This window comes from Bacteroidota bacterium (assembly GCA_016713925.1).
GTDB lineage: Bacteria > Bacteroidota > Bacteroidia > AKYH767-A > OLB10 > JAJTFW01.
In genome coordinates this window covers 1074411-1097927 of sequence record JADJOH010000008.1, presented here as the reverse complement: position 1 = coordinate 1097927, position 23517 = coordinate 1074411, and the positions used below count along the sequence as shown (strand labels likewise).

The 23517-nt window shown below is 38.9% G+C and carries 20 protein-coding genes and 1 pseudogene; 17 read left to right on the top strand and 4 right to left on the bottom strand.

Annotated features, from left to right (window positions below):
* The 12 genes from IPJ86_18465 (at position 1) to IPJ86_18410 (ending at position 13530) form a co-directional block, all read left to right on the top strand.
* Positions 1 to 3375, top strand: a complete 3375-nt coding sequence (locus tag IPJ86_18465) for a hypothetical protein (protein MBK7889203.1) — start codon at positions 1 to 3, stop codon at positions 3373 to 3375.
* A gap of 3 nt (positions 3376 to 3378) precedes the next feature.
* Positions 3379 to 5256, top strand: a complete 1878-nt coding sequence (locus IPJ86_18460; GenBank protein ID MBK7889202.1) for a DUF1998 domain-containing protein — start codon at positions 3379 to 3381, stop codon at positions 5254 to 5256.
* A gap of 905 nt (positions 5257 to 6161) precedes the next feature.
* Complete coding sequence (locus IPJ86_18455; protein MBK7889201.1) at positions 6162 to 7007, top strand: Bro-N domain-containing protein; 846 nt, start codon at positions 6162 to 6164, stop codon at positions 7005 to 7007.
* 232 nt (positions 7008 to 7239) lie between these two features.
* Positions 7240 to 7734, top strand: coding sequence for a hypothetical protein (locus IPJ86_18450; GenBank protein ID MBK7889200.1), 495 nt, complete (start codon positions 7240 to 7242; stop codon positions 7732 to 7734).
* Complete coding sequence (locus IPJ86_18445; GenBank protein ID MBK7889199.1) at positions 7731 to 8453, top strand: nucleotidyl transferase AbiEii/AbiGii toxin family protein; 723 nt, start codon at positions 7731 to 7733, stop codon at positions 8451 to 8453. Before IPJ86_18450 ends, IPJ86_18445 begins: the two co-directional genes overlap by 4 nt.
* Before the next feature lie 91 nt (positions 8454 to 8544).
* Positions 8545 to 8871, top strand: coding sequence for a hypothetical protein (locus IPJ86_18440; GenBank protein MBK7889198.1), 327 nt, complete (start codon positions 8545 to 8547; stop codon positions 8869 to 8871).
* A 44-nt stretch (positions 8872 to 8915) separates the two neighbouring features.
* Entirely contained in the window at positions 8916 to 9209 is a 294-nt protein-coding gene (locus tag IPJ86_18435) for a nucleotidyltransferase domain-containing protein (GenBank protein ID MBK7889197.1), read from the top strand.
* Entirely contained in the window at positions 9199 to 9540 is a 342-nt protein-coding gene (locus IPJ86_18430; GenBank protein ID MBK7889196.1) for a DUF86 domain-containing protein, read from the top strand. Before IPJ86_18435 ends, IPJ86_18430 begins: the two co-directional genes overlap by 11 nt.
* Before the next feature lie 386 nt (positions 9541 to 9926).
* On the top strand, positions 9927 to 11744 hold the full coding sequence (locus IPJ86_18425) for an adenylate/guanylate cyclase domain-containing protein (GenBank protein MBK7889195.1): 1818 nt from the start codon (positions 9927 to 9929) through the stop codon (positions 11742 to 11744).
* A gap of 265 nt (positions 11745 to 12009) precedes the next feature.
* The gene (locus IPJ86_18420; protein MBK7889194.1) at positions 12010 to 12258 is read left to right on the top strand and encodes a hypothetical protein; all 249 of its coding nucleotides are present in this window, start codon (positions 12010 to 12012) and stop codon (positions 12256 to 12258) included.
* On the top strand, positions 12255 to 12668 hold the full coding sequence (locus tag IPJ86_18415) for a PIN domain-containing protein (protein MBK7889193.1): 414 nt from the start codon (positions 12255 to 12257) through the stop codon (positions 12666 to 12668). The genes IPJ86_18420 and IPJ86_18415 overlap by 4 nt, the downstream gene beginning before the upstream one ends.
* Positions 12669 to 13344: 676 nt before the next feature.
* Positions 13345 to 13530 (top strand): hypothetical protein, encoded by a 186-nt coding sequence (locus tag IPJ86_18410; GenBank protein ID MBK7889192.1) that lies wholly within the window; start codon positions 13345 to 13347, stop codon positions 13528 to 13530.
* Between the two features lie 190 nt (positions 13531 to 13720).
* Here the strand turns inward: IPJ86_18410 and IPJ86_18405 are convergent, their stop codons facing one another.
* Positions 13721 to 14644 carry a LysR family transcriptional regulator gene (locus IPJ86_18405; protein ID MBK7889191.1) on the bottom strand — a complete coding sequence of 308 codons (924 nt, stop codon included), beginning with the start codon at positions 14642 to 14644 and terminating at the stop codon, positions 13721 to 13723.
* A gap of 140 nt (positions 14645 to 14784) precedes the next feature.
* Between IPJ86_18405 and IPJ86_18400 the strand changes: the two genes are divergently transcribed.
* From IPJ86_18400 to IPJ86_18380, 5 genes and pseudogenes are all read left to right on the top strand, one after another.
* The gene (locus IPJ86_18400) at positions 14785 to 15075 is read left to right on the top strand and encodes a hypothetical protein (protein ID MBK7889190.1); all 291 of its coding nucleotides are present in this window, start codon (positions 14785 to 14787) and stop codon (positions 15073 to 15075) included.
* Between the two features lie 6 nt (positions 15076 to 15081).
* Complete coding sequence (locus IPJ86_18395) at positions 15082 to 15906, top strand: hypothetical protein (protein ID MBK7889189.1); 825 nt, start codon at positions 15082 to 15084, stop codon at positions 15904 to 15906.
* Positions 15907 to 15926: 20 nt separating this feature from the next.
* A pseudogene (locus IPJ86_18390) lies at positions 15927 to 16183 on the top strand (sodium-dependent bicarbonate transport family permease).
* A gap of 35 nt (positions 16184 to 16218) precedes the next feature.
* Positions 16219 to 17022, top strand: coding sequence for a Fic family protein (locus IPJ86_18385; GenBank protein ID MBK7889188.1), 804 nt, complete (start codon positions 16219 to 16221; stop codon positions 17020 to 17022).
* A 39-nt stretch (positions 17023 to 17061) separates the two neighbouring features.
* Positions 17062 to 17568: a mechanosensitive ion channel gene (locus IPJ86_18380; protein MBK7889187.1), complete on the top strand. Its 507-nt coding sequence runs from the start codon at positions 17062 to 17064 to the stop codon at positions 17566 to 17568.
* A gap of 180 nt (positions 17569 to 17748) precedes the next feature.
* On the opposite strand, the gene IPJ86_18375 is transcribed toward IPJ86_18380, so the two are convergent.
* From IPJ86_18375 to IPJ86_18365, 3 genes are all read right to left on the bottom strand, one after another.
* Positions 17749 to 17967 (bottom strand): hypothetical protein, encoded by a 219-nt coding sequence (locus tag IPJ86_18375; protein ID MBK7889186.1) that lies wholly within the window; start codon positions 17965 to 17967, stop codon positions 17749 to 17751.
* On the bottom strand, positions 17940 to 19148 hold the full coding sequence (locus IPJ86_18370) for an IS4 family transposase (GenBank protein MBK7889185.1): 1209 nt from the start codon (positions 19146 to 19148) through the stop codon (positions 17940 to 17942). Before IPJ86_18370 ends, IPJ86_18375 begins: the two co-directional genes overlap by 28 nt.
* Positions 19149 to 19545: 397 nt before the next feature.
* A complete protein-coding gene (locus IPJ86_18365; protein ID MBK7889184.1) occupies positions 19546 to 23292 on the bottom strand; it encodes a T9SS-dependent M36 family metallopeptidase in 3747 nt (1248 codons plus the stop codon).
* Positions 23293 to 23517: the final 225 nt, after the last annotated feature.

Here is a 23517-nt window from a genome sequence, read left to right as displayed (position 1 = left end):
ATGAGAGACGATATTCTGAAATTTATAAAAAGGGAATTGATTGGTCCTGACCCCGTGAAGCCACACATACAGGAGAACGGGGAAGAAATTTTAATCAACGAGCCACCACGGTTGAGATACGGTGCAGGGGTTTTATTTCCGAGAGCAGCGACTTTTGATAAAGCCGATTCAACTTCTTCTGATGAAGATAAAGTTTTAGAAAAAATTGAAGAAGAAAAAAAGAATACTGATAACCCTGTAAAAACTGAAGATAGCAAAGCACCAGTTGACATGAGTGAGGACTTTGAAGAAGAAATAGGATTGGCAAATAGTTTTCTTCCGTCAGCAATGGGGTTCAGTTGCTTTTCACAAATTCCGAAAGACGGTTTCAAAGTGAAAGCGAATGTTGCAGTTTATGAAATCAAAAAATATTCCTACACCAAAGAAGATGGAACAGCAGTAACACGAAAAGCATATTACCGAATCCCATTAGACCAAGAATTCACTTTGAATGCAAATGAAATTCCGTTACAGTCAGGGAAATTCGTTGACAAAGTTTTGGTTGACAAAGACGGAAAGGAAATAAATCTGAAACTGAATATCCGTAACAGAACACACGGAGAAAGTTTAGGTAAAAACATTCATCTGCTAACTTTTACTCTCATAAATTTAAACACAGGCGGAACAGAAAATATCAAAAACGAAGATTGTTTTTTTCAAGTTTCATTTTCGGTGAGTGCGGATGAAAAATGTTTTTGTCCTTACAAAGCAGCATCAGCAAAGACAGACAAGGAAGATGAAAAATCAAACCTTTTACTTTTCAGAAAGAAGAAAACTTTTGCGGTTGGACACGGTTGTTCACCTTCATGGAATGATAGCGATGAAACTTTTACAAGTTCAATTACAACAAATGCAATTCCTTCTTATGAAATAAAACCAATTGTTCCGAATGAATTGAAAAGTGTTGAACTGAAAATGTTTGACCTAAGCGATTTGTCAGGCAAAGATATTACAACCAATCTTGTCAAACTGAATTCAGAATACATAACATGGATAAACGAACAAGAGAGAATTGCAAATGCAGAATTGAAAGACGAACTTTTAGAAACTGCATTGCGACACATTGAAAGTTGCCGTTTGTGTTTGTCAAGAATGAAAGAAGGAGTTCAACTATTGAACACGAATGAAAAAGTTAATCGTGCTTTCAAATTGATGAACAGAGCAATGTTGTTGCAACAACTTAATTACAGCATTGAAACACGGAACTGGATTGTTGAAAGAGGAAGCATCACAGGATTGAAAGATGCAATCATTCCAAACATCAATGACAGTTCAACCTGGAAACAAGGACTTGGAGCATGGAGACCTTTTCAGCTTGCTTTTATTCTTATGAATTTGAATTCAATGTTTGATGCACAACATCAAGACAGAGAAATGGTGGACTTGATTTGGTTTCCGACAGGTGGGGGAAAGACAGAAGCATATTTGGGTTTGTCAGCGTTTACAATTTTTCTCAAAAGGTTAAAAGACAAAAACGATTCAGGCACAACTGTATTGATGCGTTACACATTGCGACTGCTAACAGCACAACAATTTCAAAGAGCAGCATCATTGATTTGTGCATGTGATAAAATCAGAAAAGAAAACGAAGAAGAATTAGGAACACCGAGAATTACAATTGGACTTTGGGTTGGTTCTGATTCAACTCCAAACAAAAGAGATGCAGCGAAGAAAGCATTTCAAATAATGGAGCAAGGCAGAGAAGAAGATAATCCTTTCATCGTTTTGAAATGTCCTTGGTGTGGTTCACAAATGGGCTATCTGAAAGAAGCAAGAACAAACAAAGTAAAAGGTTATAAGCGAAGGAGAGTTGGAACGAAAGAAACAATCATTTATCAGTGCGACAATCAGCAATGCGATTTTTCAAAAGCAGATTTCAATTTGCCCTTGGTAGTGATTGATGAAGATATTTATACCAATCCCCCTACTCTTTTAATCGGAACGGTTGACAAATTCGCAATGCTGACATGGAGACCGGAAGCAAAAACAATTTTTGGTTTCAGAGAAAATGAAAGACCATTCTCACCTCCGGAATTAATTATACAGGATGAGTTGCATTTAATTTCGGGTCCGTTAGGTTCCATGGTTGGTTTGTATGAAACAATGATTGAAGAACTTTGCACAGCAAATAACATCAAACCAAAAATTATTGCATCATCTGCAACAATCAGCAGAGCAAAAGAACAAATCAATTCGCTTTACGGTAGAGGAACAAACAATGTAAATATTTTCCCTGCACAATGTTTAAGTGCGGGTGATTCATTCTTTGCATACGAGGACAATGCAAGCACAGGTAGAATTTACACAGGCATATTTGCATCTGCATTGCCTTCACATGCAACAGCACAGGTAAGAGTTTTATCTGCTTTGCTTCAATCAGTAAAATCAATTCCGGTTGCAGACGAAAAAGAAAGAGACCCTTATTGGACTGCATTGACTTACTTCAATAGCATTCGTGAGTTAGGACATGCGGCTACTCTTATTCGTGCTGACATTCGTGAATACATGAATTCAATTTGGATTCGTAAAGCAATCAAAGGCGATGAAAGGAGATTCATCAACAGAGATATTGAATTGACAAGTCGTATCAACAGCAACGACATTCCAGAATATCTTGAACAACTTTTAAAATCATGGACAGGAGATAAAACAGAATATCCGGTTGATGTTTGTCTTGCAACAAATATGATTTCAGTTGGAGTTGACATTCCAAGATTAGGTTTAATGACTGTTATCGGACAACCAAAAACTACATCAGAATATATTCAGGCAACAAGCCGTGTAGGTCGTTCAAAGAAAGGTCCCGGAATTGTTTTCACAATTTACAATTGTTCAAAGCCAAGAGACCGTTCTCACTTTGAACACTTCCAGGAATATCATTCAAAAATTTACAGCAAGGTTGAACCGACAAGTGTTACGCCTTTTTCAGCACCAGCAAGAGAAAGAGCATTACATGCAATCTTAATCGGACTGATTAGATTTTATTCAACAGACCAAAGCACAGAGAAGCCAAGACCATTTCCAAACAAAGATGTGATTGAAAGAGTAACGCAAATTATTTATGACAGAGTGAATTTGATTGACGAAGAAGAATATGAATCTACATTAAAACTACTTGAAGAGAAAATCAGTGAATGGCAGTTAGAACTGCCAATAGAGTATGGCGGATTCGGCAATCAGCAAAATTCTGTTTTAATGTACCCAGCAGGCACTTCTATTTCTGAAAATTTGAAGGGTGCATGGTCAACTCCAACTTCAATGAGGAATGTTGATTCATCATGTGAAGCTTATATCATGTCACGAGATTCAAAATATTTTAACATTGACGAAAATTAAATTATGCCCGCAAAAAGACCTATAAGACGCTCACAATTAATTTCTCCTTGGGGAGTTGGGCAGATGATTAACTTTCCCAAAGATGAGTCATTAATGGTAGTCGGTCTTGATATGTGGGAAGAAAAATTCAGAACCATTACTGAGTTAGATGAATTCAAAATACAAGAACCAAGACTTGCGAAAAGATTAGGAGTAAAGGAATTTCGATTACCTCCAGATTTCAGAGACCCAGGGCCAGGTGTTACAAATCCATCATTAAAAATTCCATTCGTTAGATTTCCTCGTTGGCATTATTGTACAAGTTGCGGTCACATGGAGAAAGTATCAATTTACGATTCTCAGAAACCAACTTGCACTGGTGTTTCATTTGGTTCAGGAAGGTCATGTTCCGATAAAACAGAAAGGCAAAGACAAAAATTAATTCCTGTTCGGTTTATTGCAATTTGCCCACATGGACACATTGAAGACTTTCCTTTCCTGGAATGGGTTCACGGTGGAACACAACCTGAAGGAGAACACAATTTAAGATTGAGGGCAGGTAGAAGTTCAGGTGCATTATCAGGTATTGAAATTACTTGCAGTTGCGGAGCACATAAAACAATGGCAGGAGCATTCAACGAACAATCACTTACAAAGATTGGTGTTACTTGTTCCGGTGGCAGACCGTGGTTAGGTGAAGAAGCAGAAAGAAATAACACAACACATTGCGGACAACATTTAATCGTAGTTCAAAAAGGTGCATCCAATGTTTACTTCTCACAAGTTCGCAGTTCAATCTATTTGCCTCAATGGGAAAAATCAGTTGACAGAAGATTGGTTGAAGTGTTGGAAAAGAATTGGGGATTTCTGACAACAGGAATGGAGAACGGAAATTTTCAACGAATGAGATTTGAATTAGTTGCAGAAAGAAATTTTGCAGAGGATAAAAAAGAACTCTACACAGAAAAATTATTGGAAGCAGCTACAAAAAGAATTTCCGGTGCTGACAGTTCAAACACTGATGATTCAGAGGAGAAATATAGAAAAATGGAGTATGATGCGATACTTGCAGAAGCCGGAGGAGAAAACCAGGATTTCTTTGTTTCAAAAAATCCGGCGAACGCTTATGATGATTCAGAAACAGGTGGAGCAATCAGCACAGGTTTAACAAGCATTGGATTATTACACAAGCTGAGAGAGACAAGAGCATTTGTAGGTTTTTCAAGATGGCTTCCTGATGATGGAAAAACTTTAGATGCGAAAAAGGATTTTATAAAACTTGGCAGAAGTATCACTTGGCTTCCAGCAATGGTTGTAAGAGGTGAAGGAGTGTTCTTTGAGTTTAGTGAAAAGCGATTGAAAGAATGGGTAACAAAAAAAGAAGTGATTGCAAGAGCAAAGTTTTTATCTTACAATTACAACAAACCACGAGAAGCGAAAGGACAAAAGCGAAGGGAAATAAAACCGGAGTTTGTTTTGATTCACACCTTTGCTCATTTAGTCATTAACCAATTTAGCTATGAATGTGGTTACGGAAGTTCTGCATTGCGTGAAAGAATTTATTGCAATCTTGAATTTCCAAACGAAGTGATGAACGGAGTTTTGATTTACACCGCATCAGGAGATTCAGAAGGTTCTTTAGGTGGACTAGTAAGGCAAGGAAAGCCCGGTAATCTTGAAACGATAGTGTACAACGCAATTGAAAATGCAAGGTGGTGCTCAAGCGACCCTATTTGCATTGATAGTCACGGACAAGGTCCGAACTCTTGCAATCTTGCAGCTTGTCATAATTGTGCTTTGTTGCCGGAAACTTGTTGCGAAGAATCAAACATGTTACTTGACAGAGCAATGTTGATAGGAGAATTAGACAACCCTTCAATTGGATATTTTAATTTCAAGTAATGATGAAACAAATAGTCCTCACTCAAAATAATACACTCCTAAAAAACGCACAAGCCAACGCTTCAAGCAATTTTAATTTAAGAGCATTTTTTCTCCACCCTAAGAAGCATTTCTAATTTTCTATATCCCACCCTTATGTGATTTAATTTTTTTGCAATCGCACAACCTTCTGGAGATTCCGGACCATGTTGACCCCTCATTCCGATTGATGTTGACCCCCTATTCCGGCGAAGCTGACCCCCAGGGAAGTGTTTTTGTTGGTTGAAAGTGGTAAAGTGGAGCTGACATTCCGGCACATATTGACCCCCTAAATAATGGCTGACATTCCGACGCATGTTGACCCCTTGATGCCTGTCATTCCGGCGCATCTTGACCCCCTAAAAGTTTGATTGCAATAAGAACTGAAGAACATTTGCTTTTATAAAAGGCAAATAGATGGCTTCAAAACCTAAATCAATGGACACCCTACTGGAGGTGGAGATTCCGGACCATGTTGACCCCCAATTCCATCTCGTTGCATGACAACGAGATGACCCCTATTCCGTCTCGTCGCACAACAGCGAGATGCCCCACATAGGGACCGAGCAAGCTACTAGTGGTAAAATGAGTCGGCCATTCCGGTCGCGAGAATTCGCGATTGTACGCTAAAATCAAAGTTCAGTGCTACTTTTAAGTTCATCCGGATGTCCTAACGGATGCAATCAGCGATCATAAATATTTTGTAACAACCGTCAAAATGTGCTACCGATCGGTTAAATTTACTCTTTGCAAATTACCGATCGCGAAGTCACTCGACCGGTAAGCTTAAAGGTGATGTTGACAGTATTCAACAGAATAACACCAGGATGGGACAACCTGTGAAGAATTGTCATATGTTGAATGACTAATCAAAAAAATGAATTACCATGGATAATAAACAAAATGAAATAAAAATATTTGAGGATAAAAAAGTCAGAACGCTATGGGAAGCAGAGCAGGAGAAATGGTATTTTTCTATAGTGGATGTCGTTGCCGTTTTAACAGATAGTCAAAATCCAAGAAAGTATTGGAGTGTGCTAAAAACACGTCTAAAAGCAGAAGGAAGTCAGTTGGCTACAAATTGTAGTCAACTGAAAATGCAGTCGGCAGATGGCAAATTTTATCTAACCGATGTTGCCGATACCGAACAACTATTTCGACTGATACAATCAATCCCATCACCTAAAGCCGAACCTTTTAAGCTGTGGTTGGCACAAGTGGCTGCCGAAAGATTGGATGAAATGCAAGACCCGGAACTGAGCATTGACAGGGCTTTGGAGCAATACCTGAAATTGGGCTATTCCGAAAGCTGGATAAACCAACGGCTTAAAAGCATAGAAATACGCAAAGAGCTCACGGATGAATGGAAAAAAAGAGGGCTGAAAGAAGGCGTTCAGTTTGCTACACTTACGGATATTATCACCAAAACATGGGCAGATAAAACCACTACAGAGTATAAAATTCTAAAAGGGCTAAAGAAGGAGAACTTACGCGACAACATGACCAACACCGAGCTGATATTGAACATGCTTGCAGAAGCATCCACTAAAGATATATCAGAAGCTGTAGCGCCCAAAGATTTTGAAGAAAGCAAAAAGGTGGCGAAGCAAGGCGGCAATGTGGCAAAAGTGGCCCGGAAAGAATTGGAAGCTAAAACGGGTAAGAAAGTAGTTTCGGCATTAAATGCAAAATCAACTTTGGGCTTGCCTAATAAAACCAAGAATAAGAAGTAATTCAGACTATCTATACAATAGGACGAGAAGGGGGCTGAATTTTGAATTTTATACAGATGAAGAGAAAAATAGACTTCTCTTAGGGATCTTAATGGGTTAAAAAATAACTATATCGCATATCGCAATATGCAATATAATTTTATAATTTCTTGTGTTTCCGGTTTTAAATCAATACTATTGCATATCGCAATATGCGATATAGTCATATACTATGAAAACAATAAATTATCAAATGAAGCCACAGGATATTGTTATTCTGTTAAAGATAGTGGCAGTTGGCAGCGATAACTGGCAGCAAAAGCCCTTAGCAGATGCATTAGGAATGAGTCAATCGGAAGTAAGTCAGTCGGTAGCCCGATCACTGTATGCGGGCTTACTTTTCGGCAATGGTAAAGAGGTAATGAAATCAGCCTTAATTGAATTTTTACAATACGGCATCGCTTATACATTTCCGCAAAAACCAGGGGCGGTAGTGAGAGGTATTGTCACTGCGCACTCCGCTTCTCCGCTCAAAGAAAAAATTGAAAGTAACGAAAACTTTGTATGGCCCTATGCTAAAGGCAATGTACGTGGCCACAGCATCGTACCATTATATGCTACTGTACCAGCAGCCGTTTTGCAAGACTCTAAATTACATGAATTGCTGGCTTTGGTGGATGCCTTGAGAATTGGTAAAGCGAGAGAAAGAACCTTGGCTATTGGAGAACTAAGGAAAAGAATAGGATGAAGAATGCCACCATTAATAAAGGTATTATCAAAAAAATTGCTCTCGCACTTGGTGAATTGAACAATCAGGTAGTGTATGTGGGTGGTGCTACAGTTAGTTTATATATCAATGACCCGGCAGCTGACGACGTGCGCCCAACCAAAGATGTGGATATTAGCCTATCCATCTCAAGTGTTACAGAGTTGGAAAAAATAAGGCTAGAATTAACAATGAAGGGTTTTAAACAAACTGCCGATGATGATGTAATATGTCGGTTCCGATATGAAGAAGTAAAGGTGGATGTAATGAATACCAAAGCTCTTGGATGGGCCCCGGCTAATCCGTGGTTTGCTCCCGGCTTTGCTTTAAAAGAACTCATTAAAATTGAAGGACAAGTCATTCAAATATTGCCCCTACCCTATTTCCTAGCGACAAAATTTGCAGCATACAACAGCAGAGGAAAGAATGAGCCAAGAACGAGTCATGATTTTGAAGATATTGTTTACGTTCTCGATAACAGAGTCGATATCGTGGAGCAATTATTAAAATCTCCAAAAGATGTTAAATCCTTTTTAACGAACGAACTTAAAAGTATCCTGTCCGACAAGAATAAACAAGAAGCCATTTCAGGCAACTTATTTTATGAAACCCGTAATGAACGATTAAACATGATTTTGGATAAATTAAATGAAATAGTAAATACTATTAACGATCACAATAGCTCAGAGAACAAAAAGTAGTGGCCGCCTTGCAGCTCAAATAGAAAATAAGTGAATTTGACGGAAGGCAAAAAATGTAGAAAAATTAAAGTAGCAGTTAAAATTCAGCACTATGAAATACATCATTTTACTAGCATTCCTTTTCATTTCCCTTCATCCCGCCCACGCCCAAAAGGAAGGACAGCCCTTAGCCGACTCCCTGGAGCAGGTTTTAAAGAGAGCGGATATCTCTGAAACCGAAAGGGTGGATGTGTTGGCGACGTTGGCGTACGAGTACCGCAATCTCATGCCGCGCAAAGCCATTGCCTTTGGTGAACAGGTTGAACTTCTTGCTAAGAAAATTCATTACGAGAAGAAGATGGGGAAATATATTTATGTCAGGCCTACGCCTATTGATTTTTCAATGATATTATTAAATCCTATGAACATCTCTTTTTGAGCCATTTAATGAACGAAAACGTCAGAAAATCTTATCTTTGTAAAATGAAGCTCGATAACTCACAGTTAGAAACACTCAAAGCATACTTTAGCACCCGACCGGTGCTTAAAGCGTATCTCTTTGGGTCGTATGTAAGGGGGCTGGCTGACGAACTGAGCGATATTGATATACTGGTTGACCTGGACTATACACAGCGAATTGGATTAGGGTTTGTACAAATGCAAATTGATTTGGAAAAGATGCTGAAAACCAAGGTAGATTTAGTTTCTTCAAATGGTTTATCAAAACATATTAAACCAATAATTGACCAGGAAAAGCAATTGATTTATGCGCGGTAAATTTGGAGACAGCGCCCGGTTGAAACATATGATGGATGCCATCGGCGAAATTGAAACTTATTTAGTGAATGCTGACTTTGATACATTCATGAATAACTCCATGATGCGCTTTGCCTGCATAAAGCAAATGGAAATTATTGGTGAAGCGAGTGATCATATTTCTGAAGAAATCAAAACCAAATTCTCTGAAATAGAATGGGCGCAAATTAAAGGAATGCGAAATATTTTTGTCCATGAATATTTTGGAATTGATTCCAGATTAGTTTGGGAAATAATTCAACATGATTTACCCGATCTGAAAAATAAAGTTGCCACCATCTTAAAACATTAACTTAAGCCTTCTGTCACGTTATGCCGGGGACGCCACCACTTCCATCCCGGTTAAGTGCATCCCACTACTGCCCCTCCCCCTACTCCCTCTTTTACCTCTTTTACCTCTTCTACTTTTTGCAGCAGAAAGCAACCGGCTTCCTGAACCGGTGTCACCAGACTGCTTTTGGCTCATTTGATATTTCAGGAGGAAGTCACTATGTGAACAAGAGATTCAGGCCACACTCCAGTAGGATTTTTGCGAGGAAAGTGGCAGAAATCAGATCAACTTAGCTGAAAAGATACAGATTGAATTTTAAAGTAACCGTTTAAAATTTATATTTGTCTGATGGAGGCAAGTTTTCAAAAACACTCCTGTCTCCGGGAAAGGATATGAACTTCAGAAATATGAAACTAATTATTTTAGCAGGAATCTTTTTCCTTACAATTCATCCCGCCCACGCCCAAAAGGAAGGGCAACCTTTAGCTGACTCCCTGGAGCAGGTTTTAAAGAGAGCAGATATCTCTGAAACCGAAAGAGTGGATGTGTTGGCGATACTGGCGTACGAGTACCGCAATCTCTTGCCGCGCAAAGCCATTGCCTTTGGTGAACAGGCTGAACTTCTTGCTAAGAAAATTCATTACGAGAAGAAGCTGGGGGAAATATATTTATGTCAGGCCTATGCTTATGGATTTTTTAGTGATATAATTAAATCCTATGAATTGGCATTATTGGCGGTGAAGTACAATACAGAGTTTAATGTGAGGGATATGTTGCCGCTTTCAAAATTGGTGGCCATCCAATTTAATCCGAATACTTCAAACGAGAAATTACATAGTGTTGTCCTCCAACTATTGCCGGAAGTCAATACTATTCAGGACAAAGTATGGTATATACGAACCATCGGCGGATTCGGGAATGCATTCAATAGCGTGAACGATACTGCACTATCCGATAGTTTAATCCGCTTAGCTATAGCTGAATCCCAAAAACACAATCAGAAATTTATGGAGGCGCATAACATCGCCCGTTTATCGGATTTGTTTTTCCTAAGACAGCAGTATGACTCCTGTCTTTATTTATCAAGAAAAACGAATGCCTATTTTGAGTCCATTCAGGAGAAAAGAATTTGCTCTGAAAATTTCGGAGGGTTTTCAGATATCTTTTTAGCAAAAGCAAAGACGGATAAAAAGTACCTGGACAGCGCCCTGGTCTATTCCAATTTATCCCTGCAAAAGGCCATTGAGATAGAATATCAAACCCGAATTCTTGGTTGTTACCAGCAGCTATATTTAATACACAAAGAGAAAGGGGATTCAAAAAATACAATAAAATATCTTGAAAAATTCATTAGCTTAAACGATAGTCTCTACGGGCAAAATGCAAGAAGTAAAATAGAAGGCATTGCCATTAAGCAACGGGATGAAATAGCCGATGCTCAGCTTCAATTAAAGGATGCAGAAGTGGCGCAGCAAAAAATCTATTCCTATGCTGCATTATCGGGAATAGCCCTGATCACATTGTTGCTGTTCTTCGTTTTTAAAAATTACAGGAATCAAAAAAAGTCAACGGAAATTATTATCCACGAAAAGCAGCGCAGTGAGGAGTTGCTCCTGAACATCCTTCCCGCGGAAATGGCGGAAGAGTTAAAAACCAATGGCAGCACCAAAGCCAAAGCATTCACAATGGTCACCGTCATGTTCACCGACTTCAAGGACTTTACCGGTATCAGTGAAAAGGTAAGTGCAGAATTATTAGTGGATGAAATACATCATTGCTTCAGTGCCTTTGACCTGATTTTGCAGAAGTACAAAATAGAAAAGATAAAAACGATTGGTGACGCATATATGTGTGCGAGTGGTCTGCCCGTGCCCACTTATACGCATGCCCTGGACATGATCCAGGCGGCTATTGAAATCAGAAATTACATGCTGGAGCGCAAAAAAGAAAAAGAAGCAAAAGGTGAAATTCCATTTTTACTACGGATTGGTATTCATACCGGTCCTGTGGTAGCAGGAATTGTGGGAGTAAAGAAATATGCTTACGACATCTGGGGCGATACGGTCAACCTCGCTGCACGAATGGAACAAAACAGCGAGTCCGGGAAAATCAACATCAGTGGCAGCACTTATGAATTGGTGAAGGAAAAATACAACTGTGTCCACCGTGGAAAAATTCAGGCCAAGAACAAGGGAGAGATTGAGATGTACTTTGTTGAGGGGTGAGGGGCGACGAGCTACCAGCCGCCAGCTACCGGCTTTGGGCTACCGGCTACCGGCTTTGGGCTACCGGCTACCAGCTACCGGCTACCGGCATTTTTTGTGGGCGGTGGCGAGGCGCTGCTTGCTGTTGCAAACGCTGTTAAGAATTCCGGAGAGGAGGAACTGCTTCTCAACAAATACGGAACCATCGGGTCCTAAAGCAAAATTTAAACCAAATCTATTTGTTGCACGTATAAATATTTGTATATTTGTACGTAATTATAATATCATGGACGCAAAATTGACACTCAAGCTGAATCAAACGGTAATCGAAAAGGCGAAGCATTATGCAAAAGCCAGGAAAACCAGTGTTTCCAGGCTTATCGAGAATTACCTTCAAAACATTACGGAAAATTCACCAAACAAAAAACGGGAAATTACCCCGGTAGTAAAAAGTCTTTCGGGAATTATTCATCTGCCAAAAAAACATGATGCAAAAAAGGAATATGCTGATTTTCTAACAAAAAAATACAAGTGATGTTAAAAGTTTTTGTTGACACCGATATTATTCTCGACTTATTAGCGAAGAGAGATCCGCATTATCAATATTCAGCAAAACTATTTTCATTAGCTGACGAAGATGAGATTAAAGTATATGTTTCTTCGCTTTCCTTTTCTAATTTAAATTATATATTATCCAAACAATTTACAGCTGTTCAAGCCAGAAAAAAATTGCTTACTTTTAAAACACTTGTCAATGTTTTAAGTGTAAGTGAAAAATCCGTTGACCTGGCACTAAATTCAGATTTTAACGATTTTGAGGACGCACTACAATACTTTACGGCATTAGAATTCAAAATTTCCACCTTAATTACACGGAATTTAAAAGATTATAAAAAGGCAGATATTTCTGTACTCACGGCAGAACAATTCATAAAGTCGATGTAGCGCCTCGATCGCCTCCTCACATTGACGTATTGAAGGGGCATTTTGAATAGAAGACAAGAGGAGATAAGATGAGTTAGGTGGACAGTATCGTTTCCCGGGACATATTTTATCAATAAGGTGATCAAAAGTTCTGACTAATTTAAAGGAAATGTCTTTCAAACTAAAATCCGAAGTATTCTTTGACAATCCAAAGTAGTTCTTTTGCAGTGGACAGAAAGAAATATCTTCAGAACGGAAATGGACATATCTTTCATATAAGCCCTGTAAGGGCGGTATCCTGGTAACCGACAAGCTCTTATCTCCTCACTCACCACCTGCACCCGACCTTCGGTCGGGTGCAGGTGGTGAGTGGGGCAATAGTATATTCCGGGTTACAAATATTCCGCCCTTACAGGTCTTTTGGGACTAAGAAATTCTATTTTCAAATAAATTTATAATGTGTGTCTAACATTTGTTTTACCACATCTGAAATTTATATCCTGTGAGCCCTATTAAGATGGGTATATTCCAACACCATTTAATACGGCTAAACATGAGGTTAAATCAATTTGGATACAATTATAAGATGGTGTAAACCTGACATTTAGGTGGTTTAATAAAATAATCAAAACTTAAAGAAGATTTTAAATGTTCTACTGACTGATTAAACATCATCTAAAACCATTAACTAAAAATCATGTTAAAAAAATTTACGACTGCGGATAAACTTCTATTCGTTGCTGCACTTTTATCTTTAGTATTCTCAGAGCTACTCTACTTTCAAGGAGCAAAAGAAGATGCTACATTTATTGGCTTATGGGTTCCATCCATATTAGCCTTTGGAATTTATTTAAAACTAATTAATAAGAATAGAAATGATTGATATTATCCCCTATTTTGCCGGACTCATCACCTTACTTTTTGGCTTGGGATTTACCCTGGCCATCATGCAACCCACAAATAAAGATAATTAATACTATCTTTTATGTTGATGGAAAATCGCATCAAACGAACACGTCTGTTTCGTCCTTCAGTTCTGTAAAGCATTTATGCAGTATTAAGAAAACAACGTTTTAATAGTGTTCATACCAGCTAAATTTTTCATTGACGATTCTCGATTTATCCTTTTTCAAATTTTCTAAAAAAGATTGAGAAACGGGCGAGTGCTTCTTCCCTTTTAACCATATTAAACTCCAGGTTGTTTTAATGGGTAGTCCTTTCATAGGGATTATCGTGAGTTCATTATTTTCCAATTCGTTTCTGATCCCTATTAAAGGCATTATTGAATATCCTAAGCCAGCCAACAATGCCTGTTTTACAGCTTCGTTGGAAGTTAATTCCATTTTTTTCAACACCGACAAGTTCCTCCTTTCAATGTATTTCTCCATCGTTTGACGCGTACCGGAGCCCTTCTCTCTAAAGATTAAAGGCAACTCTTCAAAAATCTCCTTTTCTTTCATTCCATGCTTCAACTTAGATTTCGAATTTCCCACTAAATACAATTTATTCTGAAGCAGGTCAAGTTTTTCGATATTTAAGTGTGAAGGTAATACAGACACCAGTGCAAAATCCACTTCATTGCTATCCAGACTTTCAATCACTTTGGTCTTGTTGGTAACATCCAACTGTAACTCCACACCTGAATGCAAGAGCAGAAAATCTGAAAGAAAATAAGGCATTACGTACTTCCCGGTAGATACGATTGAAATTTTCAATCGCCCGGTCAGCTGACCTTTGAATGCCATCGTTTTAAAGTTAATAGCATATACCTGGTTAAGAATATTTTCAGCCGATTCAGCAATCTCCCTTCCAAAGTCAGTAATGTAAATTTTTCTGCCCACCACTTCTGTTAATGGAATATCAAATTGATTTTGGAAATTTTTCAGTTGAATAGAAACAGCAGGTTGTGTCAAATGTAACTCTTCAGAAGCTTTGGTTACACTTTGCGTTTGCACGATCTTCAAAAGTATTTCAAGTTGATTTAAGGCAAAGTTCATAATTATTATTTATATTTTACATTACAAATATAAATAATAATTAATGATTAAAAATTCTCAAATTTGAACCGTCAAATTAAAATGAAGACGACAACTAATTTATATACAATTAATTAACAAGACAATACACGAACAAATTCATGGAAACAACAAAAGTAGCCGAAAAATTAATCCTGATTGAAGGCAAATTCACAGATGAAGAAGCCCACGAAATCCTCACTAACTTTTTGATGACTAAAATTCGATTTAATAACATAAAAAATCTCAGCTCGCAGGTAAGGTTTGGAAAAGATGATGAGGTCGCTAAAAAGAGAATTATTGATTTAACGGAAGAACTCAATAAAACTAAAAATATTATAGCTGCGGCAAAATCATCAAAGAAGAAACTAACCATTAAATCAGTAATAAACATTTCCCTTTGTGAGGATTAACCACTCATGTTTAAAGGAAGAAAATTGCTTATAGTCACGAAGCATGGCAAAGAAAAAGTTATTGCACCTCTTTTGGAAAAGGAACTTGGTGTTGAATGTCATTTGGTTGAAAATTTTGATACAGATGTACTGGGAACATTTAGCGGAGAAATCGAAAGGAAACACGATCCCATAACAACAGCGCGATTGAAATGCCTGCGGGCCACGGAAGTCGACAATCTTGATTTAGCAATAGCCAGTGAAGGATCTTTCGGTCCACATCCTTCACTGTTTTTTATTCCGGCAGATGAGGAATTCCTGCTTCTTTTGGACAAAAAAAATGATTTAGAAATCTTAGTGAAGGAAATAAGTACTGACACCAACTTTAACGGGTCAGAAGTAACAACTTTAGCAGAACTAAATAGATTTATTGAAAAGACAAAATTTCCATCTCACGGTCTGATCATTAAAAACGATAACCATCTCGTTAAAGGAATTACAGATCACGAATCCTTAAAACATGTTTTTGAAGATTTTATTTCCAAATACGGAAAGGCATTTGTGGAAACCGACATGCGCGCCCTGTACAACCCCACAAGAATGAAGATTATTGAAAGGGCCGTTATAAAATTAACCGACAAAGCAAAATCCTTATGCCCCAAATGTTCTACTCCGGGATTTGGAATTACAGCTGCCAAAGAGGGCTTGCCTTGTGAGCTATGCAATTCCCCTACCCGTTCCAATATTAGTACCCTCTCTACTTGTCAAAAATGCGATCATACCAAAGAGGAGCAATACCCAAACGGGAAACAAAAAGAAGACCCCACCTATTGTGATCTATGCAACCCATAGAAATAAACAATTAGCATAAGATGAATTCCAATTTATTACTAGAAAACTTAACCAATCCGGCATTATTATTCTTTGTCCTCGGAATATTTTCAGTTCAATTAAAAAGTGATTTAGAAATCCCTCAAAATTCCTCTAAATTCATATCACTTTATCTTCTCTTTGCTATTGGTTTTAAGGGTGGACAAGAGTTATCATATCTTAATATTGAGCAGCTGGGGCTTCGTGGTACATGATTGCGATTATGGCTTTGATGGAATCTCCAGCCATTATAACGGGGCGAAGACACATAAATACAACAACAAACAGAGAAAAATGGAATTATTACCAATAGAAGCTATTCAAGTCAATCAAAATAAGATCAAAGACATTGATCATTATGTAAAGTCTATTTACCGGCTAATTATTTATAGCCGACACCATATGGACGATGACTTATTAAACATTTATTTAGAGGGTGTCAATACTCTAAAGGAACTATTGAGTATAAAAAATGCTCAAATGGAAGCTCAAAACGAAGAGGAGGCAGAAGTATATTTGAAAAATTTAAAAATCTCACTTGATTTTGTTCTTGAGGAAATAATTTTGCAAAACAATTTTGAAAAAGAGATCCAATTATTTCAATTGCTTCGGTTGGTATCTCCTGAAACCAATGCTATACATCCAAATCGTTACCGGCAGACAGTCGTTCAAATTGGTGCTCATATATGTCCGGATCCGTATCTGGTCCCTCCCTTAGTTTCTGAACTTTTTTTTAAGATACAATCCATCCGTCATCCCATATTAAGAGCCATTTATTTTCATCACGAGCTCATTCGTATTCACCCCTTTGCTGATGGCAACGGCAGAGTAACAAGAATCGCAAAGAACTGGATGTTAATGTATGATTTATACCCGCCCATCTTCATAAATGATGCGCCGCAAAAAAAAGAATACATAACTACGCTGGGGAATAGCTTTAGGGAACTTGAAAAGCAACCTCATTTATGGAACCCGCATACAGCAGCCTTTTTTGAACAAGAACTTGATCGCTTGTTATTAAACTCCTCCTTGCTTTACGAAAGCATAAACAGTATTGGAATAAACAGAGAAAAATTGACTTTTAAGAATGAAAACTAATCCGCATCCTGATCAGGCAAAGCAAGCAAATTATAAATTATGAGCGCCCAAAAAATACAAATCCTGGAAACCCTGGCCATTCTCGGCATATACGTGATTGCCTTTTTTGTTATCAAGACCATCATAAATAATGCATTAAAAAACACTCAACTTCAAAGAGCCAGAAGAAAGATAATTATAAAAGCAGTGCATCTATTTACATCCATTGCTGTCGTAATTATTCTTACAGGTATCTGGGGACTGGAGCAAAATGAAATTGCTTTATTTGCAAGTACAATTCTGACCGCATTAGGTATTGCTTTTTTTGCGCAATGGTCCTTGCTCTCTAATATTACATCGAGTGTCATACTATTCTTTAATCACCCTTTGAAATTAGGTGACACAATAAAAATGCTGGACAAAGAGTATCCCTTAGAGGGGGAAGTGACGGAGTTGACCTACTTTTTTATTCATCTGAAAACGACCAGCGGGGAGACGATAACTATCCCCAACTCACTGCTACTTCAAAAGTCGATAGCTGTAATTGAAAAAAAGACAGGGAAATAAAAGTTATAATGCAATCTTATTTTTCTTATAAAGAAAAAGAATCAACCAATATTAGAATTTTAGGGAGGAGGGAGTACGAAATACGAAAATGCGAAAATGCGAAACCTGCCTGCCGGCAGGCAGGTACGAAAGTACGAAATGCGAAACCTGCCTGCCGGCAGCTACTGTTTGGACACATCTTTAAGTGTAATTTGAAGCCAATTTCCATCCTTCATAAATATTCTCAAATTTTTCTACGCCTTTTAGTAATATAATTGGGCCTGGTGGTCTTTGATTTGGATTTCCTTTCCAACCACCCAATCTTCCTATTATCCATGATGCCCATGCTAGTACTTTAGGAGAATATGGGTTTGTTGTGGCTTCAGTTACTTTTAATTTTTGCTCGATTTTTCCAAGCATTCTATTTCTTTCTCGTCGAAGACGTTTGTTATGGGCTGGCTTTTTTCCACTCCATATGCAAGGTAGAGTTGCATCACTTTTAGTGCAGCTGCCAACACCAACAGATAGAGTTTTCTAATACCCCATCCATTTTTAAGTTGGGTTTGCTCTATTTTAAATCCTTGCTTCTTAGTCAATCGAAACAACTGTTCAATATACCATCTTTGTTTATAACGTTCAATGATTTTCTCTGCATCTTCACCTGTTCGTACTTCAATTGTAGTGAGAATTCGCCAGTGTATCGGATCCTTTATTTTTACATTACTTTTTTCCTGAACATTTACTACAAATAACTCTTTTGACTTTGGTAATTCCTTGTTAATATATTTCCCATGTGGTCGTTCTAACTCTACTTTGCATACTTTAATTTCGGCTTGTGCTATCCTTGCAATCTTTTGTTTTCTTAAATCTTTAATTATCGGAATGGATAATTGACCGAGCGACTTTGACTTTTTAATGGTTTCATCCATTGAACTTCCATCTGCAAGTTTCCTGTCACTTCTGCTTCTAATTATTAAATCAGTCCGGTCATCCGGCACAGTGCAAAACTGATCATAAATGTCACCTTCACGATCTTCTATTATCGTGATTGTTGCTGCTTCTGATAATATAGCTTTTGAGCTTTCACTCGCTTTTATCCACTTATAGGACTCCTTTTCTTCAATGGGTTGTTGCTTATAAATCCGTGTTGTATTGTTTGACTTATCTTCTTTTCGATGCCATAATTGTACATCGGAATAGCCCAACAAATCTTCAGTTTGGGCATCAAGTACCAAGCTAATATGAGTTAAAAAGCCTAACCCCATTTTGTTGCCAACTAATCCTAAACCGCTATCTTCTTCTATGCTTTCCTTTAGATGCCCTAAACCATAAGAACTACTATCTTGAATTACTAATACATCTTTTCCTTGAACATTTCTTTTACATCGTTTCGTTAGAGAACTGATGAGCTCTGCCTCACTAACGTTTTCATTATCCAAAAACCTGTAAAACCCTTTTTGATCAGCTTCAGTTAACGTGCTACCGTGAACAGAACTTGTTCGAGAAATTACTAAGGCTGAAACAACCTTTCTTGCCCTGTCTTCTAACCTTTTATCGCTCAGTTCGCCTTCGAAATCAATTATATAATTTGGTTTCTTCATAAGGCTAATTTAATACATTTGTGTCCAAACAGTAGCTGCCGGCAGGCAGGTGCGGAAATGCGGAAATGCGATGCTTAGACGACGAGGGGAGCACCAGGGCCCATCTGATCACCGTGAGCATCCATTAATAACTAGTTAAAACTACGTTGAGCGACCGGATTACGACAGGATAGTTGTATAACTGGTTGGTCGAAGTGTACAATTAGCAACAACTGCTGCCACTTCTGCAAATGGTAGCTACAATGATTTACCATTTAAAAATTCTTGCCTGTTAATAGGCTACAGGCTGCATTCACTATACACATACATCTCCCATCCATTCTTCAAAAAACAACCCCCGGTATGACGGTGTATCATCCGGGGGTTAGCAAATTTTGATTATGTATTTCTTTCGGAATTATTCAACGAACAGTTTCTGCCTCACTTCTCCCTCCTCGTTTCTTAAAACGACTACATACAACTGAGCAGCCAATTCGTTCACAGGAATTATTACCTCTTTAACGCCCGCATTTACACGCATAGAAATTACTTCCTTTCCTTCCAGAGTATAGAGTATCAAATTAGCAGGCTGTGGCAACTTCTGATTTAACTGCAGCGTGGTTTGCTTGCGAGCAGGATTAGGGAACAATGTAAATTGCAGGTTATTTCCGGCGAATTCATCTAAACCGGTAGTACCAATGGTTACCACATAAGATTTCGAACAACCAGCGCCGTTTATGGTCAAGGTAACCGTATATGTTCCTGAAGATGCGTAAGTGTGATTCGGATTTTGCAAGGCAGATGATCCACCATCTCCAAAATCCCATAGCCAACCTGTCGCCGCTACTGAAGAATCCGAAAATGCAACGGCATTCCCTGTGACCACATATCCAAAATCAACAATTTCGGGGGTCACCACTACGGTATCCGTTAATGATATACACTGAGGATCGCGTACTTCGATATCATAGAAATAGTAATAGTAGGTACCCGGATTTGTAGTGGCGGAAGAACTGGTAATGGTCATGTAATTTGCCAATGTATACGGATAGCTCGCACCGCCGTTATTACGATATAAATTGGCATTGTTAGCGCCCAGATTATAATTACCTGAAGCAGGAACCATCAAATTTACATTCACACGTTGTAATCCATTCACCAGATTCACAGTGACCGAATCGACAATTTGTGGTCCGGAAGGAGGTGTTCCGTCAGTATTAGATCCGCTGGCAAGGAAAATCTGACGTGGCCCTGCACCACTTGCATCTACCAATACTGATACTATTTCAAAAGCCTGAGCTGCTGTAAAGTTTTGCGCACCATGAAATGCATTGCCATGATATCCGCCTGTTCCAAAAGCAGTATTCACAGGTCCGACATTCTGGCTGGGATTTCCAACTAAATTTTTAACATAATAAGTCTGTGTCGTACTTACATTCGGAACCACTAAAGTATCTCCGACATAAATAAGCGTATTGGAAGCATTCCTCCATTCTGCACTACCTGTTACCAGTGTACTTACAAATGCAGTATCTCCTTCACAAACGACTACATCATTGGTAACCGGAGTGGGAGGAAGACTAATGGTAATTTGTTGAGAGGTGGTATCGCTTCCGAGTGTATTGGTAACAATTAATTCTACCGTGAACACACCGGTTGATGGAAAGTTATGCGATGGGTTCTGCAAGGTGGAAGTTGTTCCGTCTCCAAAATTCCATAGCCAGGATTGTGGTGTAGAATAACTGCTATCGGTAAAACTTAATTCCGTCACACAACTCGTTAAACTGCTCGCCACAAAGGCAGCCACAGGAGGCGCAGTAGCAATCTGACAAAAAGTAGGAATATCAAATGCTTCGGATTGATCCGAACGACTCGAAGCACTTCCCTGGCTGGCACTGAAGCCAAATCCTCTGTTCGCAAACACCTCCCATATCAGGCATTGATGGATACCACCGTACAGCAACTGATCCGCCTGCAAGATGGCATCACGACCATCGAGCATTCCGGGGTTACAGGGCTGCAATTTCAACCCCTCAATGACGAGTTTCATGGCGATATTATTTCCTCCTGTACCGGTATATAAATCCGGATCAGGCGTACCACCGTATTGATCAATCAAAGCCCATGTTAAATCCCAAAGTGCTGTTGCGAAAATGAAGCCTACACCATGCGGTTGTGAAATTTGTCCGGCGTTATTGGAAGCACCGTAGGTATAGTTATTAATACCAAAATCTGTTGAGTAAGGTGCGGGACGAATACCTACACCATTGGTAGGCTCACCGATGGCAAAAGTACCCACTCCGCGCGTGTCGCTACCCTGATCTCCCGGTTCAATGGTCAACATCAAACCAAACCAATCGCTCCATCCTTCTCCCATTTGCTCCGCATTGTTCAGACAATTCGAATTAGACGGACCTCCTGTTAATCTGTTGGATATTCCGTGACCATACTCATGCGCGATGATTACATTATCAAAATCACCATCTCTTACAGCAGAACCTCCGCCACCATCGCTGATGGTTCCTGATACAGTACCAAGAAGCAGTTGCGCCTTAATGAGATTTCCATCCGCCAGCGAAATCATAATAGAAGGTATAGTGATCGTCGTGCTGGTACCTCCCATTTGAATAGGAGCTCCTGCCACATTATTAACGACAATCACTGCAAGGGCCCCGGCATTTTGAGCAGCCTCAACTTTAATATTAAAACTGCAGGTTCCACGGACTACCAGTACAATTTTCCCGGCGAGTTGAGCTGCATTCACAACGGTTTCACAACCATCGTTCACTGGTGCTGTATTGTCTTCCAGCAATGCAATATCAGCAGTAATCGGCGTAGCAGGTAAACCGGGACCAAACGTTGCATCGGCAGCGCCATACGTACCGGTAATCACAGTAGGAGAATTTATTTCAAGGTAATTTCCGGCCTGTTGCGCTGAATTCCATAAATACATTTGCATGCGCGGATTAGAACCATCAGGAGGAGTTGCAAAATTTGCATTGTTGGTACCTCCTCCATCTTGTGCTTCAGCAAGCACTTCATCAACACCGATTCCTCCATTTCCGTAATTGTTCACCTGAAAATTTCCACTTTCCTCATCAAATCCATGGTTGTACCATATATCGTGCATCAAATTATTCATGTAAAATAAATTGGTGATAGCTGCAGATTGATAAGTCAGAGGTGCGCCTGAACTATTATAAGGGAAATTAAACGTCAATGACGGTCCACCATCAGGACTAAATCCGGGAAGATTATCATCGTCACCGTCATCATAAGCGAAAACATTATTACCACGTGTAATGGTATACTCATACCCCGATACACCATCGGTATCGTGCCAGCCATAAGGAGAAGAAAGGGAATCTGCAGGTTCGATGACGGTAGATATAGATCCATGATTCGGACTCTCCACAGGCAATGGGAAAACGGTATAGGTGCCGGGAATGGAGCTGATGCCTGGTGTTGATTTGCCTGAAGAAGGCCCTGCAGTTGCACAAGTTGCGCTACAGGATGCAGATGGACCATGATCAAAATTACATTTCACCACCCAATCGTTATTAGAAATTAATGCTCCTGTTTCTGCATCAATCTGTACAGACCACCAATGCTTAGCATCTAATGTATAAATGGACAAATCCCAAGCCAGTCGGACAAGCTCACCGGAGATGGCGTAATACATCAGCCTGACCGGAATATCTACTGTTGAAATGTTCCCTTTGCTGTAAATAAAATGTTGAGAAGATACGGTATTTAAAATTCGAAGATTTTCAGGGCGACCAACATTCAATAAGGTGGCAGCAGCATGAATAGCTTGCTGAGGATTCAGGTCAGGCGTTTTATACCGGATCTTACTGTTCAAATTTGAAATCAATCTGTTTCCGGTAAGAATCAACTTATCTTCTTTCAAAGCAAAATTGGCAAGTCCGTTCGCCACTGGAATTCCCTTGTATTGCTGACGGAGATAAATATGCGTAATTCCGGTTTGCTTGGAATAATTCTGATCGGTGATTGTCCACTCCGAAACATCATCCATAGTTACTCCAATCTCCTTGTAATGTTTAAGGAAATAATCATTAATAATTTTCTTATGATCGCTTTGTGCAGAAACTTTCGTCCCTAACAATAACAAAATAATCAGCGTTTTCGTCAATAGATACTTCATAGATTTATGGGTATGTTTCATTAGAGGTTTTTGCAATTTCATGAAGTGAAATGGCTTTTTCAAAACAAATATACTCTAATAAAGTTTCCATCATTCCGGTCCCTCCGGCTGGCGGCCTGACCGTATATAAATGAAACTACAATACTATATATATCAACTCATTAATTAATTGACATGAGTTGATTTTAGCGCTATTCGTTGCTCAGCCCCGAAATCAGGAAACAC